Origin of the sequence: Paenibacillus sp. FSL E2-0177 (assembly GCF_037992975.1) — a bacterium.
GTDB lineage: Bacteria > Bacillota > Bacilli > Paenibacillales > Paenibacillaceae > Paenibacillus_AQ > Paenibacillus_AQ odorifer.
Map to the genome: position 1 here is coordinate 3637260 of NZ_CP150307.1, position 16676 is coordinate 3653935.

The window sequence follows — 16676 nt, forward strand, 5'->3', positions numbered from 1 at the left end:
GATTACACTTTGAATATGTCGTCAAGGCGGCACTTCAGATACAGGGACAAGGAAGGGAAGAGATGAACGTGGCAAATAAGGTGGAAATAAAAACAACAGGGACTAAGAGCCACAAGAAACGGAACCTATGGTTAAAAATAATCGGAGGTATTGTAGGGGCGCTCGTGCTGTTCATGGGCATCGTTTTTATCGTTGATGCAATCAGCGACGGGGTAGAGAAAAAGAAAATCGAATCGTATGGCCAGTATGTCAATGTGGATGGGAAAAAGATGAATGTGCTTATTCAAGGCAGTGGAGAACAAACTGTTGTACTCCTACCGGGACAAGGAACCCCGACGCCTGCACTTGATTTCAAATTGCTGATCGATGAAATTACCCCTAATTATAAAGTCGTGGTGGTCGAGCCTTTCGGTTATGGTTTGAGCGATGAAACCGAGAAGGAGAGAACGACTGAGAATATAGTAAGTGAGGTTCACGAAGCATTGCAGCAACTGGGTGTAGACCGTTACATTCTAATGGGACATTCCATCGCGGGACTTTACGGAGCGACCTATGTGAACACATATCCGGATGAAGTTCTTGCTTTTGTCGGCATCGATAGCAGCGTTCCCAATCAACCCGGAATGGATGTCAAATTACCTTTGAACGCCATGAAATTTCTTCAAAAATCAGGTCTAATGAGATTGGTCCAAAAAGTGAGCGGAGATCCCTATGAATCGCTTGCGTTCGATGAGCATACCAAAGAACAGATGCGTTTGATTTCGAATCAAGTCGCGACCAATCCAACGTTGATGAATGAACTGGGCCACCTCGGTTCCAATTTCAAAAATGGAGAAAAAATCACAATGCCAAATGACTTGCCGCTGCTTCTCTTCGTTCAATCAAATAACGAGCACAATAAACAGTGGATTCCGCTGCATGAGGAGCAAGTCAAACAATCCGCACAGGGCAAAATGATCCCAATGGAAGGTTCACATTATCTGCATCATACAAAATACAAAGAAATCGCCGAGGCATTCAAAGAGTACATGAAACAAATTCAAATTCAATAGTAGGGTTGATAATTAAACTGCGGAGCCGAACTTGGTTCCGTGGTTTCTTTGTTTTTTCATTTATAAACACGATTTTTAAACCTTATTCCTGGGACATTGGAGTATGGTATACCTCAAGACAAATTTTGGTCATTTCGTCTATGGATTTTGCAAAGTCTGATTGTATCCATTTAAGGAGAACATTATAGAGGGCCCCCGCTTTAAAGTATATTCGGTACACATTCTCGTCGCTTTTGTCATGAGCAGTAGAAAGCATCATTTCATTCAAGCAATCCAGAATTACATGATCAAACTTTGCACTCTGAAGTGCTTTGTAGATGTTCCGCTGCTGAAAAATAACTTCAAAAAGCACTTTGATAAATTTTTGAGGTTCTTTAGCTTTGCCTGTTAATTCATTGGTGTAAGGTAAGAGTTTTTGATTAATTTCAAAAATAAGCGAATCGACCAAATCCACCAGGATCTCTTGCTTGGAGGAATAGTTGTTGTAATAGGCTGTTCGAGAAACCCCTGCGCGCTTCACAATATCGGTGATGGTGATTTTGTCAAAAGGCTGTTCCTGGATCAAGAAGACTAATGCCGTACAGATGGCTTCTCTTGTCAAACGGTTGGTTTCTTTATTGGAACGATGCTGAGAGGTATTTGGACTGTATAATTCATGATTTGAGATGACATTTCCCCTCCGTTTGTACATTCTGATGTTCGTTTCATTGTTTTTCATGAGTCTTTTCAATATGCTAAAACCATAAGGCATTACAAATGTAATGTCAAAATAATCGTTAGTTAAAATGGGAGGGCGTCATGTTAGAAATCTTATATAGACGATTGTCAGCAGTGCTGCTTTTGATCCTAGCACTAAGTGCTACGGTATTCATTGGCGAAGAAACGGTAATCTCAATCGTGACCATCATCTTTTTATTAGCAGAATTAGGCATCTCTTTTTTACTATTAAAGAAGCGTGAGAAGTTACATGTAGTATTTATTAGTGCGATGGTGGCAGAAGGGTTATTCTTACTAACAAGAAATTTTTGGCTGCTTGCGCTTTCTATCCTCTTGCTGATCATAGCGGGCATATGGAGAGGACTCTTGGGGCAAAAGGTAAGCAGAAGAGTTACTCCGTTTCTAGTGGTTCGTAAAGTGTTATTCAGCATTGCTGCACTTATCGTTACTGCACTTTGGGGTATTGGAGTCTATGCAAAACCTATTACAACACCTGTAGCATTAGCTGCTGATACGACAGTGACGATCGATGAACGCAATTTGGATTCTGCAGCAGTGATGCTCAAAGATATTGAAGTAATGAATTCTTTTGGAAGCCGTACAACCGGCTCTGAGGGTCACAATCAGTTTATTGCTTGGCTGGAGCAGCAGGTATCGGATATGGGGCTGCAAGTTTATCGTGATCGCTATACTTTTGACCGATGGGAAGAAAAGAACAGTGCTTTAATGATTGATCAGCAGGAAATTCATGTCTCTTCAGCTTTTCCCTATTCCGGGGAAACTGACGAAAAAGGTGTAACTGGGGAGCTGGTGTATACGAAGCGTGGTGAATATGGCCAGGCCAGCGGAAAAATTGCTGTCATTGAAATTGAGAATTTCAGAAATTTTCCAAGTGGGATCGTTATGAATATGCGGGATTCATCACCAATGGACAACCAAATTGCCCCAAATGAAGGCGATCTGGTCCTCACTACAGCATTAAAAGAAGCTAAATTGGAGCAAGCGAAGGAAATGGGCGTAAAAGCTGTTGTTTTAGTCTGGAAAGGGGTATCTGACGATAAGGTTGAAGAGCAATATGTGCCTTTTACCACCGATTATGCTGGAATCCCTGCGATTTGGGTTAATGAAACGGAAGGGAAAAAGGTGATCAGCGCAGCTCAGGAGCATAAAGAAGGTACGGTTATTTTAGAAGCGGAAATACAAAAAGATGCCCCAACAGAATCCTTTTATGTGAAAATTGACGGTAAGAATAAAGACGAAGCAATTATCGTAAATACCCATACGGATGGGATAAATGTGGTGGAGGAGAATGGCGCTGTGGGCATGCTGTCTATGATTCGTTACTTACAGCAAGAGCAGCCGGAACGTACGATGATATTTGCTTTTGTGACAGGGCATTTTAGATTACCGGAGTTCAAAGGGTCCTCTCAGGCAACTTCCACCTGGATGGAGGGGCATCGAGAGCTGTGGGATGGCAAGAATGGCCATTTAAAAGCTGTAGCTGGAATTACGGTTGAGCATTTAGGCAGCATGGAGTGGAAGGACGATGATACGGGTCATTATGGTCCAACTGGACAAATAAGTACAGAATATACCTATGCAGGCAATGAAATGATGGCAGGCATTTGGCTGAAGGCTATTGAAAAGACAGATAGCACACGTACTGTATTATTGCGTGGACATAACAAGTTTGAGTTTGGAGAGAGTCAGCCCTTATTTGAAGCAGGGATACCGGTGATTGGTTTCATTCCAATGCCCGACTATCTGCTCGTGGATAGTGACAACAGAGAGATGGACAAATTTGATGCAAAGCTAATGCATACGCAAATTGTATCGTTGCTGAAAGCGGTCAAGCTAGTGGACGGAACGGAGACGACTAAGCTTGGGAAATCAGATGGGTATTCTTTTTTCTACGGACGTACTAAATGATAGTAGCAGTTCAAGATTTGTCATGACAAAGATGACATTAGCTTTAATTCAAAAAACACTGATGATTTGAGTCAGTGTTTTTTTGTTGCAAAAAAGGGGATATATTACGGCTCAAAATGAGAAAATATCGTTTTTTTGCCAGCATCGAAGTAGGAGGGAACTTGTGACATCACATATGCACTAATCAATCAATAGCTCCTTCGGGTACTTTTTGTGTTATTCACTGAGTTGTCAGAAAGATTTGACCCTTTCTTGAACGTTTAGGGATTAAGAGATATCTGTGATTGAATTACTTGCAATTTAAGATAAGATGATTTTAATCATTAGGTCACATTATAATTTTGACTGTTCAGTATCAGGTAAATCGGGCTCGCCAACTCTTGCTTTGTGAATTTTTTCTCTTTTTACATAGCAAAGAACGATGAACGTCATACTAAAACGAACAGGCAACGATGTCGCTGAACCTTGCTAAACCTGATATTGAATGCAGCCAACAGTTAGCAGGCCTAATCATAGAAAAATGAACAGTGTTTTGAAGGGAGCATTAAAGAATGGCAATTGATACGGTGCTATGGAGCAGGCTGGTGACAGGCTTGACTCTCGGGTTCCACGTTATTTTTGCGACGATTGGCGTCGGTATACCGCTAATGATCGCTATAGCAGAGTTTATCGGGATTCGGAAGAAGGACCCCCATTATACACTTATGGCAAAGCGGTGGTCTCGAGGATTTGTCATTTCTGTGGCGGTTGGTGTCGTGACCGGTACAGCGATTTCACTACAGCTGGCCCTGGTATGGCCGAATTTTATGAAACTGGCTGGGAATGTCATTGCACTTCCGTTATTCATGGAGGTGTTCGCGTTCTTTTTTGAAGCTATCTTCTTGGGCATTTATTTGTATACGTGGGATCGCTTCAAAAATCCGTATATCCATTGGCTGCTGACGATTCCGATTGTCGCCGGGGCAGGCATGTCTGCCGTTTTTATTACGACGGTGAACGGATTCATGAACCAGCCTGAGGGCTTTGTCATGGAAGCAGGCCAATTCACAGCGATTAACCCGGTGCAAGCGATGCTGAATACGGCGACGTTCTCCAAAGTGTTCCATGTATTAAGCTCGGCCTATTTGACAGGAGCTGCCTTGTTAGCCGGGATTGCAGCCTTCGCGATGCTGAGAAAAGGTGTGTCCGCATACCACAAAAAATCTTTAAATCTCATGATGGCGGTTGTTTTACTATTCGGTTTGCTGAACACGTTAGCCGGTGATGTGTCCGCCAAGTTTTTGGCCGAGCATCAGCCAGAGAAGCTTGCAGCGGCAGAGTGGCATTTTGAGACGAGCAGCAGTGTGGATTTGGTACTATTGGGATGGCTGAATGCAGAGCATGAAGTTCTAGGGGCTCTTCATCTGCCGAAGCTGCTCAGCTTCCTGGCCTTTGGTGACTTTAATGCAGAGGTGACGGGGCTCGAGGAATTCCCCAAGGAAGAATGGCCACCGCTTCTCGTTCATTATCTGTTTGATTTAATGGTCGGAATTGGATTTACTCTGCTCGCGATTTCGTTTCTATATTTTCTGTTTGTGTTCTGGAAAAAGCGTAATGAGCTTAACAAATGGATGCTTCGCATCATCGCACTGAGCGCCCCTCTCGCTTTTCTGGCTGTTGAGCTGGGATGGTTTTATGCGGAGGTTGGCCGACAGCCGTGGATTATCCGTGGATATATGCGTGTTGAGGAGGCGGCCACGTCTTCACCGAATGTAAGAATTATATTCTTCGCCTTATTGCTCTTGTACATCGTACTCGGCAGTATGTGTGTAATCGTGCTAAGACGCTTGTTCAACAATAATCCGGCAGAAGCTGAGATGGAGAAATGGATGAAGGATCATCCTAATCAATCTGCGGAAAAGGGGGGCACTGAATGATGAGTTACGAATTGATTGGCATCTCGGTGCTCTGGCTGTTTTTGTACGGCTATTTAATTATAGCTTCCATTGATTTCGGAGCGGGCTTCTTCGCCTTTTATGCACGTTTAACGAAGCAGGATCATCTCATTAATCGTCTGATTTCCCGATATTTATCACCCGTATGGGAGATTACAAATGTATTTTTTATCTTTTTCTATATTGGCATCGTCGGATTTTTTCCGGACACAGCCTATTATTATGGCTCCGCGTTACTTGTTCCGGGAAGCATTGCAGTGATTCTTCTTGCGATTCGCGGTTCATTCTATGCTTTTGAAAATTACGGTTCCAAGAAAAACATAGTATATCTTTTTTTGTACGGAGCTACAGGTTTGCTTATTCCAGCATCGTTGTCAGTGGCGCTAACTTTGTCTGAAGGCGGCTTTATCGTGAAGCAGGGGGAGACGGTTTCTCTGGATTACTGGGCGCTGTTTACCAATCTGTTATCGTGGAGTATCGTTGGACTGGCAATCGTGTCCGTTTTGTTCATTAGCGGCTCATTTCTGACATTTTACGCTTCTCGGGCGGAGGATCATTCCGCGTTGAAGCTGATGCGCAACTACGCCCTGTTTTGGAGCACACCGACGATAATCCTCGCACTGACAGCATTTATCTATTTGGGTCAACACAATGAGCGCCATTTTCAAAATATGATGGATTTATGGTGGTTGCTGGCACTTTCCGTTGCTTTCTTTATGATCGCGATGTGGCTGTTATATAACGGACGCCGTTACGGATTAGCTTTTATATGCGTCATGTTGCAGTTTTTCTGTGCCTTTTTCGCTTATGGGATTGGGCAATACCCTTATATTCTTGATCCGTATATCACGATTCAGAGCAGTGCAACTTCACCGGCAATGGGTTTAGCGTTAGTAATTGTGTTTATCGGCGGTCTATGCCTGTTGATCCCATCCCTTATTCTGGTCTTCAAACTCTTCCTGTTTGATGCGGATTATGTAAAAGGGAAAAAATAAAGCTGTTTAATCCATTACGGCATGTTTGAGGTTTCCCTACAAGCCTATAGATAAAGGAGGTGTGATCTGTGAAGAGGAAATCCAGTCTGATTTCTCAACAAATGTCTTCACAAAGGAAAAACAGGGCTCTCCTCGCAATCATTTCGCTCGCGCTCGGTATAGCTATTGTGAGTCAGGCTGGACTGCTTGCTGAAGCAGTCCAACGGATTTTTGTCGAGAAAGCTTCATTTTCATCGGTTATCCTGTTGCTCGGCATACTTCTAACTGTTATGGCTGTACGCACACTGTTGTCTTATGGAAACGGTATAGTTGGCTTACATATGGCTGCCACTGCTAAGACAAATATGCGCGCTGCCGTGCTGCAAAACTTGACTCATGCCTCCATGCCTTCAACCCTTCGTGGACAGACGGGAGGAAAGGTCAGTATTGCTCTGGATGCTGTGGATGAGGCCGATAGTTATTTCAGTCAATACATGCCGCGTATGATGGAAGCTGCTATCATCCCGGTTCTGATTTTGGTCGTTACATTTATCCAACATGCCAACACAGGTTTCATTCTATTGTTTACTGCTCCGTTCATCCCGCTGTTCATGATTTTGGTAGGGCTGAAAACGAAGAACAAGTCCGAAGAAAAATACGCGCAACTGGCTGAGTTTTCAGGGACGTTTCTAGACTCTCTTCAAGGACTGGTGACATTGAAAATATTTGGACGGGCTCACCGTCAGCAACAGGAGATTGAGCGTAGTAGCTTGGGTTATCGTGATGCCACAATGGGCATTTTGAAGATTGCGTTTACGAATACCTTCATGCTGGAATCGATCGTGATGCTAAGCATTGGCATTGTCGCTCTTGAACTGGCCATCCAGTTGCTCGTTTTCAAATCTATGACGTTCCACACCGCCTTTCTCGTTTTGCTGCTCGTTCCCGAGTTTTACAACCTGTTAAAGAATACGGGAACGGCCTTTCACAGCGGCCGGACAAGTATGGGTGCGGTTCGTAAGGTAGAACAGATGCTTGAGGAAACGGCAGGGGGGAGCAGGGACGCTAATGGCATTGAAGGAGCATTAACAACCGATGGAATCGACGAGATCGACAGCATGGATAAGGTCGGTGATAGGACCGACAGAATAAGCAAATTGGAACTCACCCATTCTGGAGACCTTTTAATACCGCCGTCCATCGTAATTGACCAACTCCGGTTTCAGTATGCTCCAGATTCTTTCGAGCTTAAGACGGGGCGGATCCAGCTTAGTCCAGGAGAACACATTGCCATTGTTGGCAAAAGCGGTTCCGGCAAAACGACTTTGCTACATCTCATTGCCGGTCTGCTGAAACCAGAATCGGGAACGCTTCTGGTGAATGGAAGTCCACTCTCGCAATACGATGAAACCGAATGGTTCGAACATGTTAGCTACATTACACAGCATCCGTATATTTTTGCAGGCACATTTTCTGAAAATATTGCGATTGGTGCTCGTAGGAGCATCTCCAGAGCAGAAATTGAGCGGTCGGGGGAAGAAGCAGGACTCGCTGCGCTTACAGCCCAATTAGAGCATGGATTTGATACCTTTGTTGGTGAAGGAGGCCGGGGACTGTCTGGTGGGGAAAAGCAACGGCTTGCCTTAGCACGCGCTTTTTTGAAGCGTCCTGCTATCATTTTGTTTGATGAACCCACAGTTGGACTTGATTTGCACACCGAGCGGGTACTGCAACGCTCCATAGCCAAACTGGCAAAAACGGCTACAATGATTACGGTAGCTCACCGATTATATACGATTCAACAAGCCGACAAGATTTTGTTTATGGACAATGGAGTGTTGGTGGACTCGGGACGACATGACGAGCTTCTGGAGCGCCTGCCTCAGTATGCCGAGATGATTGATGTAGAGCGGAAAGGGGGGATATCCTCATGAATGAACTGGCTGTTCTGTCAAAGGCGATGATTCAGGAGCGCAAGGATATCATTCTTTCGATTTTGGGTGGATTTATCGCCGGCATAGCCGGTGTGGCACTCTTTTCTGCGAGCGGATATCTGATTTCGCAAACGGTATTTGCGCCACCGCTTTATACTTTAATTGTACTCACCTCCATGGTCAAACTGCTGGGTCTGCTTCGGGCGGCGAGTCGTTATGGAGAACGCTTGTATTCTCACCGGGCGACATTCTCCATACTTAGCCGTTTACGTACATCCTTTTTTGCCAAGCTTATTCCTTTAACGCCTGGTATATTGAACAAAAATCGAAGCGGGGATCTGCTTGCGCGGATCGTTGGGGATGTGGAAAGTTTGCAAAATTATTTTTTGCGAGTCGCTTATCCTCCGATCATGGTCGTCATGGTGTTTTTGGCTACGGTGCTGTTTACTTCTACCTTTTCGATCTGGATTGCCGTTTTGTTTGTAATAGGTATGCTGGTAACGGCATTCGTTGTACCGGGAATTGTGTTACTCGGGCAGCGGAGAATACATGGACGCGTTCGTGAGCAGAGGGCGCAGCTGTCCACGGAAGTTACCGAAGTGTTGTACGGTTTCCGGGATTTAAAAGTATATGGTCAATTGGCACAGCGGGAGGAACATCTCCAGCATGCTTCCACTGTATTGGCAGCTGAGCAGCAACGAGCAGCCGGGCAACTGCTGCGCGGGCAATCGATGCACACTTTTGTTACGTTTTTCGTTTCCTGGGGAGTGCTTACGCTTGGCGCCTATTTAATTATGGAAGGAGCGCTTGCAGGCGTATTTCTTGCCATGCTGGTTATGGCATCACAAACCGTATTTGAAGAAGCGGCGGCTATGGCCACATTACCCGCGTATAAAGAGGATAGCGAACACGCAGCCAAACGACTGACGGAAACAGTTCAGACCTTTGATGAGCAGTCTTCGCAGCCAAGTGGCACATTGTCTGTTGATCATGCCGTTACGATGGAGCTATCCGATGTTACGTTTCAATATGAAGGGGAGTGGAGACCGGCGCTCAGGGATGTATCCCTGCACATTTTACCTGGTTCCAAAACGGCGATTGTCGGGCCGAGTGGATCAGGAAAATCAACGATTATCGAATTGCTGCTCAAGCTGCGAACACCAACGGCCGGTGATATACGGTTAAACGGCATTTCGGTGAAGGAACTGGATGAAACGAGCATTTGGCAAACGGCTACTGTAGTGTTTCAGCAAAGTCATTTCTTCCGGGGAACGATCCGGGACAACCTGCTGCTGAATGGAGAAGAACATGCAGACGAACAATTGTTGGATGTGCTAGCAAAAATGCAGCTGCCCGATACATCGTTGACCGATATGGTGTATGAAAAAGGGGAGAATCTGTCAGACGGCGAGAAGCAGAGGTTGGCTCTGGCGCGAGCGATGCTCCGCAAAGGACGGGTATGGCTTCTGGACGAACCCACTTCATCGCTGGATTATGTGACAGAGCATCATGTTTTGAAGCATCTCTACGCACAGGCGGCTAATGATACGCTTCTCCTGATTTGTCATCGGCTAACCGGATTGGAAGAGATGGACCAGATTGTGGTCATGGACCAAGGCAGGCTAGTCGAAACGGGGTCCTATTCGGAGTTGATGGGGCAAAAAGGCTATTTTTATGAGATGAAACAAATCGAACAGCAAATGATCGGAGAAGTTGGAGTGTAAAAAAAGCAAGAGCTCCTCTGAGCATTCGATCAATCTTACCAAGCAACAGGCTAAAGAATAACTTCCGGTGTAATATCGGGAGCAGTTCTTTAGCCTGTTTTGCGATTCTCGCCTAGACTATAATCCACGTTTGTCTTAAACGATGAGCAGTTCTTCAAAAACTGGTAGTAAAAATCGCTTCAGAGAAAAACGCTAAACCGGCTCAAATTGTATTAGCACACGTAAATTGGAACGTCTGGAAGAAGCAATATATAAAATTAAACAGTAAAATATCCATTATATCCATTAATGATGGCATGTTGAACGATGGGGAGGTTTAATCTCGGAGAAGCCCTCAATTTACGTGACACTAAAAAGTTGATCTATTTTGCAGATCAACTTTTTAGTTTACTATGTTAAGGCAGAAGAGACATCTTGTAGGGAGATTATTTTCAATGATTATTGCTTATAAATTTGTTCTCCAAGACAGGATACCCGCGTTCATGCTCCTGCACGCCTTCATTGCAGATTCTGGGGTATGAAGTTCCTCACCCCAAGTAACATAATATCGGAATTCATAGAATCCTCCCAGTGTCGCCTTAAAGTTTGTCTCCCAATAATTATTCATGGGCCATGAGTACAGGTGGGCTGGATCATGGGCAAGCTCCGGATGGCCGCTCAGAAGACGATCCTCATAGTCTAATGAACCGATTTGAATCAGCGGCGTGTCCGGCATGGCAATCGCAATCCCTCGTCCTTCACTGATATACGCCACACCCTCATCAACACAGTAGAAATCGGCAAGGGAACCCGGGAGTTGGTCGATACGCGGTCGTACTGACGCACCGGTTTTTTCAATCCATAGTTCTTGCTGCGGTGAAGAGGGAGCACTTCCGAACGGAAGAGAAATGTATAGATTTTCTGGGTCCCATACACTTTCCTTATGCATGCGTACGGCAACATCAATTCGCGCACGATCACTGTATAAGGTGACAAGTAAGGAATAATGACTGCAGCCATTGACGCTGTATGTCAGACGAACTTTAGCGTATAGTGCGCCTTTTTCAACAATATCAACATTAACCAGTGTTCCCACAGAAGTAATTGCATCAGGGCCTCTACGATTGCGTCCCATCTTGCGCCGAACATCATACATACCAAATTCGTTAGCTGCCCGAGTCACATTATAAACAGGAGAAAATGCATGGTGATTCCGATCTGCACGAAGCAGGTTCTGATTCACGGTCTTGTCGATCCATTTCGTGATGCCAGCACCGATCTCCCATTCAAGTCTTACGTATTGCGATTCCATATATTTCGGCGTAACCTGAAGCTTCGGTGCGACTGGCGGGATGATATCCAACATACGATCCGAGCCTACGTAATCTGTTCGATACGCAGTTACAGGTTTGTGATTGATAAGAGACTTGATCGTCAATTGTACCTGCTGCTTTGGCTGAAGCGTTACCGGAATGGTAAGGATGACACCGCGGTGCCCTGTAACCATTTGCACCTCATATTCAGTGCCCGTCGATTCATCCATGACTTCAAAACCGTTCTTCAATTCCGATATATTCCAGCCTTCCATAATGAGTTCAGCATAATCAGTTTGCAAAAAATCATTAGGATTATATAACTCAAATTTCATTGGACAATTAGGACGAAGCAAAGCGTCACCGCGAGCCTCAAGGATGTCGTATAAAGCGGTATGAGCGAGTGAGCTGGCATTGGCCGCATAGGCTTCTTTCCTGCAGCCAAGCTCTTGAACGAACGGATTCCAAGGTTCGGTGACCGAGGAATGATAACCCCATGTATGCTCAGCGAATAGCGCTAGCTCATATTCCATTGCTTCAAGACGTTCTTTGGAGACGATCTCGCATGCGGGATCTAATAGCTTCACCTTTGTATAGACACGCTGTGCTTCACGGAAAATCTGTACATGCATCGGCGTCGTCGCCGAGCCATCTGTCCACCAATCTGGCCAGTCCCCACGGAAGGTCTCGATTTCCTCGGGATGCTCCTCTGCATAAGCTCTCAAATCTGCAAAGAAATCGTCCAAGGTCGCCGGTTGAATCCGGATGCGTTCGCCATGCTTCTCATTCCATGGATTCACAAAATCCATCAACGCTGCGTTCGGCGAGCCGTTGTCGGTAGGAAGTCCGGACACCATCACCGGTACGAACGGGAACGTGTAACCATCAGCAACCAATTGCTGTAAATAACGATCAAAACGTGCTTCGGCCACTTCAAAGGATACACCGTTTCGGACATCATGATCATCGCGAATCGTATAAGATCCGCCAATGCCTGGGGTCAATCCAAGATCATTGCCGAACATGTAATGCTCACCGCTCCAGGTGAGAATACGATCTCCTTTCGGCGTTTCCCACCAGAACGGAATCTGCTTCTTCCACAGTGGAAACATGGAATGATGCGTATGAATACATGTAATCAAATTCTCGATGCCTGCATCCGCCAGCACTTGACTGTATCCCCAACCAAAGCCTGTAATGTCTGCCGTCATCGCAGAACGTACCGGGAATTGAATCGATTGTCCATAATCTGTTATCCGCTTAATCATGATAGAGAGTATCTCTTGATTTAATTGCTCACCGAAATTGAGATAGGTGCCGGAGAGACCGATATAACCTTTCTTCACCGCATGAGCGAGTTCTTCTTTTTCTATGTCTGTGGCTTTCAATAGGAAGGATTCAACAGGCCAATAGGTTTCACATACCCACTTATAGCCTTTTAAGTCAGGTCTGGCGCCGCTCTCAATATCACGTACAATTTGCAGAGCCTGCCGAATATAATTGACATGATATTGACGAATTTTTTCTTGACGCTCGGTATAGCCGACATCGGTATGGGAATGTTGAATGACGTAAATTGTCCAAGGTTTGTGCTGATTCATCGTAGAGCTCCTTTCGGAATTACAGGATTATCGAATCGAGATATAAACGAAGGGAAATTATATATGTGATTGAAAATACAGCTTGAAGCGGAACAAAGCATCTTCTTCATACCATGCTTGGAAGTTCGTTCCCCATACATTGTTATGCAAATTCACATGCATACCTCCGGTAAGCGGAGCAAAAGTATGATCAAACTGAAGCAAGCGTGGCTTCCCAGGACAGATAAGTGCAGCATCCAACGTATCGATTTGCACTTTTCCATCTGCTGCTGCATAGTACATCCCTTGCTGAACCGCATGCATGTTGCGATTTCCACCTTGAACGACATCCAAAGGTGAGATGAGTTGTCCGATTTTGTCCAGCTTCCATTGATTTGGATTGTTCACGATCGGATTAAAGCTCATCCAAGAAGCTTCAGGAAGGCGATAGGCATCTTTGTCAAACCACTGCAGCTTGCATTCCACTGTATGCGTATGTTTTTTAAAGACATACTCAAGCGTTAATTCCCGTGGAGCGCCCATACGCTCACATGCCGCTCTCGGCATACGTAGGTTTGCAAGCACGACATCCTGCTCTTCACAAAAGACAGCCTGCAAGGACTGAAGCCTTGGTGTCATAACTTCATGTGCTATCCACTCGTGGGTTAAGTCCATCCCTGGTTTCCCAAAATCTCCGGTTGCCCACACATGCGTATGTCTCCATCTGAGATGATATTCACGATACCATCGGTCATAATCGGCCTGCGAATAAGTTTCGTAGGAGAATAAACCAATTTGATTTTTTGGACCGGCCCATGCCCGACCGCGAGCATCTTTCAGTCCGACAATTGCGCCACTATCCTCAAACACAACCTCAAAATCTCCTAATACATAAGGCTGGTCACTTGATAAGATAGTTGCATCCGTTAGAGTGCTACGAGATGGTTTCAACGCGAGCAGGGCAACTTCGGCTTTCTCTTGTCGTTCAGGTTGAAGTGCTTGGATTGCTTGTTTCAAGTATTCACGCTGTTCCTGCCAAGACTTCTCTATAAGACTAAAGGAACGTGCATTCAGCTTGGCATCGGCTTCCTCACCAAACATTTCAATCATTTCAGCGCGGGAGTTCATTTCGTAGAACCGATATTCCAGCGGGTTTAAGTTGATATCGACCTTATCGCGTTTGCGCGCTTCTTGGAAGTCATCTTTACCATAGTGGATATAATCTGCAAGATATCTTTTGATATCTACACCCCACGTATGCTCAGGAATCATAATTAACTCATCACAGAAATTGCGATATTCTTCATCGCTGTCTGTTAACGCCCCTTCTTGCAGCCACTTACTCTTCAAGCGTAGCAATTCTCGGTAACATGCTAATTTGTAAGGGTCGGTGGAAGAACCGTGAATCCAGCTATCGCCGATTTCTTCTTCTACGACAGTTAAGGTATTACGAATAGCCCATACCTTTTCGGCATACTGGTCTAATGTGGAAGCTTGTATCACTGCCTGCGGATAAGCTTCTCGCAGCTTGGCGAACTCAGCTTCAATCTGCTGCACCGTAGAAGGGCCATGATTATCATGGGTATGCGCGAAGTAAAGGATATCGTTCAAACTTTCGATGTCAAAGGTTGTGCCGTAATCTTTGCTGTAGTGGACAACAATTTCAGATCCGTCCGTATTTCGCCATAAGAACATTTCAGGAACGTGAGGAACATAGCTGGAAGGGTTAACGCCTAAGTGCAAATACTTTAGACCAGCCTTTGCCATATGCGTGATTAACGAGCGTGTATGACCGGGAACGTCCGTCATTTTGGCTGCGATCGTACGCTTGCCAAATCGCTCATCAAGTCGCGTCGCCATTTGAATGCCATAGTCAAGCAATTCGCGATCATATAACTCGGTATATGTGGTGAAAGGAAGACCATGCCATCTTAAATAATCCTTTGCAATCGCTTCTTCGACTTGTTGTCTTACTTCGTCGGAACCGTGCTTTAATAGATGATGGATTAACCATGAGCCCGTTGTCCAGATAAAGGAACCTTTCTCCGGGTTCTCGGCAAAATATTTCGCTGTTTGAATCGCACTTGGAAAAAGTTGCCCCATATATCGGTCCGTCACATTTTTCGCGAAATCCGTGTAGCCAATATCCAAGTGTGTTTTGAATATAACGTGAATGTGTGTTGCGCTCTGATTCAAGTTCATCGCTCCTTCCTCATAATCACGATTTCAGTGTATAGCAATTTATCTCATTTGACTTTTCGATTTATATTGAATAGGATCAGAAACAAATCATGCAGAGGTGGAGTATAGATTGTGGCGAATCATATCAAAAATGAACGGTGGGTATATGTCATAGAGGGAGAGAATGGCAACTCGGCTCGAGTAAAGGATTTATTGTTAATGGGGTATGACCATTTTAGCAAAGCGATGCCTTTAACGAATCATGTGCATGAGGATGCATACGAATTCGTCTATGTTGATCAGGGGGCTGTCGACTGGGAGATCGGAGACGAAACATACCATACGAATGCCCAGCAAGTTATACATACAAGTCCGGGGGAGCGGCACCGTGCCAAATTTGATTATATTGGTCCATCCACCATTTGGTGGATGATTATTCGCGACCCAGCCCGAAACAAGGAATGGTTCGGGCTTCAAGAGGAGGAGCGTCAGATCTTCGTTAATTGGATGCAGAACTGTCCACGCATTCAATTGGTCAGCAAGGACGTTGTCGTCTATTTCAAACAATTGAAGCAGCTTCTACAGAACCAGAGTACGGTACTGCTGGAATTTCAACTTCGGCATTATGTCATGGAAATTTTGCTGCATCTATTTCATCATTCGCAGCTTGTTGTGCATTCCCCAAACATGCATACCTACACGCAGCAGCTGAAGGACAGACTTCAGCAGAATCCATCTGCTCGTTATTCAATTGAACAGCTTGCAAAGGAGTTCGGGTTGAGTGAGTCGCATTTCTATCGTGTGTTCCGAGAGACGAATGGACAATCGCCTATAGTGTATATGGAACGAGTTCGTATAGATTGTGCAAGCCAGATGCTGAAGGAATCGAAGATGTCCATCACGGATATTGCCATGGAACTTGGATTTAAGACAAGTCAGCATTTTGCTACAGTATTTAAAAAAATGATAGGGGTGACACCGAAGGCCTGGAGAAAGCAGAATATGCAGCGATGAATTTGGTATTGAAATTTTGAAAACACTCGTCATATAACGGAGTGGTCATATGAACTTAAAGATTGATCGGCAGGACTTGATGAACAGGTTTATTCTCGAACGCCGGCCCGGACAGTGCTTCTCAACTAGCGCATTGGATGTACTTAAATCTTTCAAGTCAAATAAAGCGCTTAAAGCTTTCGGCAATTTGTTGATGTTTCTACGGACGCGATTCTGAGATACAGCATCGCTTACGCTACAGCTCATTAATAGTATGGAAGTTTCTCTAGATTCGTTGCATGTAATAGTGTATAAATATTGGATAAACTTATAACAATTTGGGTATTCAAACAACTCAAACAAAAT

Annotated in this window: 10 protein-coding genes; 7 read left to right on the forward strand and 3 right to left on the reverse strand. The window is 44.8% G+C overall.

Annotated features, from left to right (window positions below):
- The first annotated feature begins 62 nt into the window (after positions 1-62).
- A complete protein-coding gene (locus tag MHI25_RS16235; protein ID WP_248548641.1) occupies positions 63-1052 on the forward strand; it encodes an alpha/beta hydrolase in 990 nt (329 codons plus the stop codon).
- A gap of 82 nt (positions 1053-1134) precedes the next feature.
- Here the strand turns inward: MHI25_RS16235 and MHI25_RS16240 are convergent, their stop codons facing one another.
- A complete protein-coding gene (locus tag MHI25_RS16240) occupies positions 1135-1770 on the reverse strand; it encodes a TetR/AcrR family transcriptional regulator (protein WP_217696907.1) in 636 nt (211 codons plus the stop codon).
- Positions 1771-1850: 80 nt separating this feature from the next.
- Here MHI25_RS16240 and MHI25_RS16245 point away from each other — a divergent pair, with 80 nt between their 5' ends.
- The 5 genes from MHI25_RS16245 (at position 1851) to cydC (ending at position 10264) form a co-directional block, all read left to right on the forward strand.
- A complete protein-coding gene (locus MHI25_RS16245; protein ID WP_340393603.1) occupies positions 1851-3698 on the forward strand; it encodes a hypothetical protein in 1848 nt (615 codons plus the stop codon).
- A 551-nt stretch (positions 3699-4249) separates the two neighbouring features.
- Entirely contained in the window at positions 4250-5614 is a 1365-nt protein-coding gene (locus MHI25_RS16250; protein WP_248548643.1) for a cytochrome ubiquinol oxidase subunit I, read from the forward strand.
- Positions 5611-6627 (forward strand): cytochrome d ubiquinol oxidase subunit II, encoded by a 1017-nt coding sequence (locus MHI25_RS16255; protein ID WP_340393606.1) that lies wholly within the window; start codon positions 5611-5613, stop codon positions 6625-6627. Before MHI25_RS16250 ends, MHI25_RS16255 begins: the two co-directional genes overlap by 4 nt.
- A 68-nt stretch (positions 6628-6695) precedes the next feature.
- Positions 6696-8540, forward strand: coding sequence for a thiol reductant ABC exporter subunit CydD (cydD, locus tag MHI25_RS16260; protein WP_340393608.1), 1845 nt, complete (start codon positions 6696-6698; stop codon positions 8538-8540).
- Positions 8537-10264, forward strand: a complete 1728-nt coding sequence (cydC, locus tag MHI25_RS16265) for a thiol reductant ABC exporter subunit CydC (protein WP_340393610.1) — start codon at positions 8537-8539, stop codon at positions 10262-10264. Before cydD ends, cydC begins: the two co-directional genes overlap by 4 nt.
- A 445-nt stretch (positions 10265-10709) precedes the next feature.
- Here cydC and MHI25_RS16270 read toward each other — a convergent pair whose 3' ends face one another.
- Both MHI25_RS16270 and MHI25_RS16275 read right to left on the reverse strand, forming a co-directional pair.
- Positions 10710-13157 (reverse strand): hypothetical protein, encoded by a 2448-nt coding sequence (locus tag MHI25_RS16270; protein ID WP_076302960.1) that lies wholly within the window; start codon positions 13155-13157, stop codon positions 10710-10712.
- 57 nt (positions 13158-13214) lie between these two features.
- A complete protein-coding gene (locus tag MHI25_RS16275; protein ID WP_340393613.1) occupies positions 13215-15332 on the reverse strand; it encodes a DUF5054 domain-containing protein in 2118 nt (705 codons plus the stop codon).
- Positions 15333-15449: 117 nt separating this feature from the next.
- Between MHI25_RS16275 and MHI25_RS16280 the strand changes: the two genes are divergently transcribed.
- Entirely contained in the window at positions 15450-16331 is an 882-nt protein-coding gene (locus tag MHI25_RS16280) for an AraC family transcriptional regulator (protein ID WP_076126531.1), read from the forward strand.
- The last annotated feature ends 345 nt before the right edge of the window (positions 16332-16676 follow it).

Excerpts from the sequence above, each read along its gene's own strand:
- MHI25_RS16235 (WP_248548641.1), top strand. The coding sequence starts at position 63 with ATGAACGTGGCAAATAAGGTGGAAATAAAAACAACAGGGACTAAGAGC.
- MHI25_RS16240 (WP_217696907.1), bottom strand. The coding sequence starts at position 1,770 with ATGAAAAACAATGAAACGAACATCAGAATGTACAAACGGAGGGGAAAT.
- MHI25_RS16245 (WP_340393603.1), top strand. The coding sequence starts at position 1,851 with ATGTTAGAAATCTTATATAGACGATTGTCAGCAGTGCTGCTTTTGATC.
- MHI25_RS16250 (WP_248548643.1), top strand. The coding sequence starts at position 4,250 with ATGGCAATTGATACGGTGCTATGGAGCAGGCTGGTGACAGGCTTGACT.
- MHI25_RS16255 (WP_340393606.1), top strand. The coding sequence starts at position 5,611 with ATGATGAGTTACGAATTGATTGGCATCTCGGTGCTCTGGCTGTTTTTG.
- cydC (WP_340393610.1), top strand. The coding sequence starts at position 8,537 with ATGAATGAACTGGCTGTTCTGTCAAAGGCGATGATTCAGGAGCGCAAG.
- MHI25_RS16270 (WP_076302960.1), bottom strand. The coding sequence starts at position 13,157 with ATGAATCAGCACAAACCTTGGACAATTTACGTCATTCAACATTCCCAT.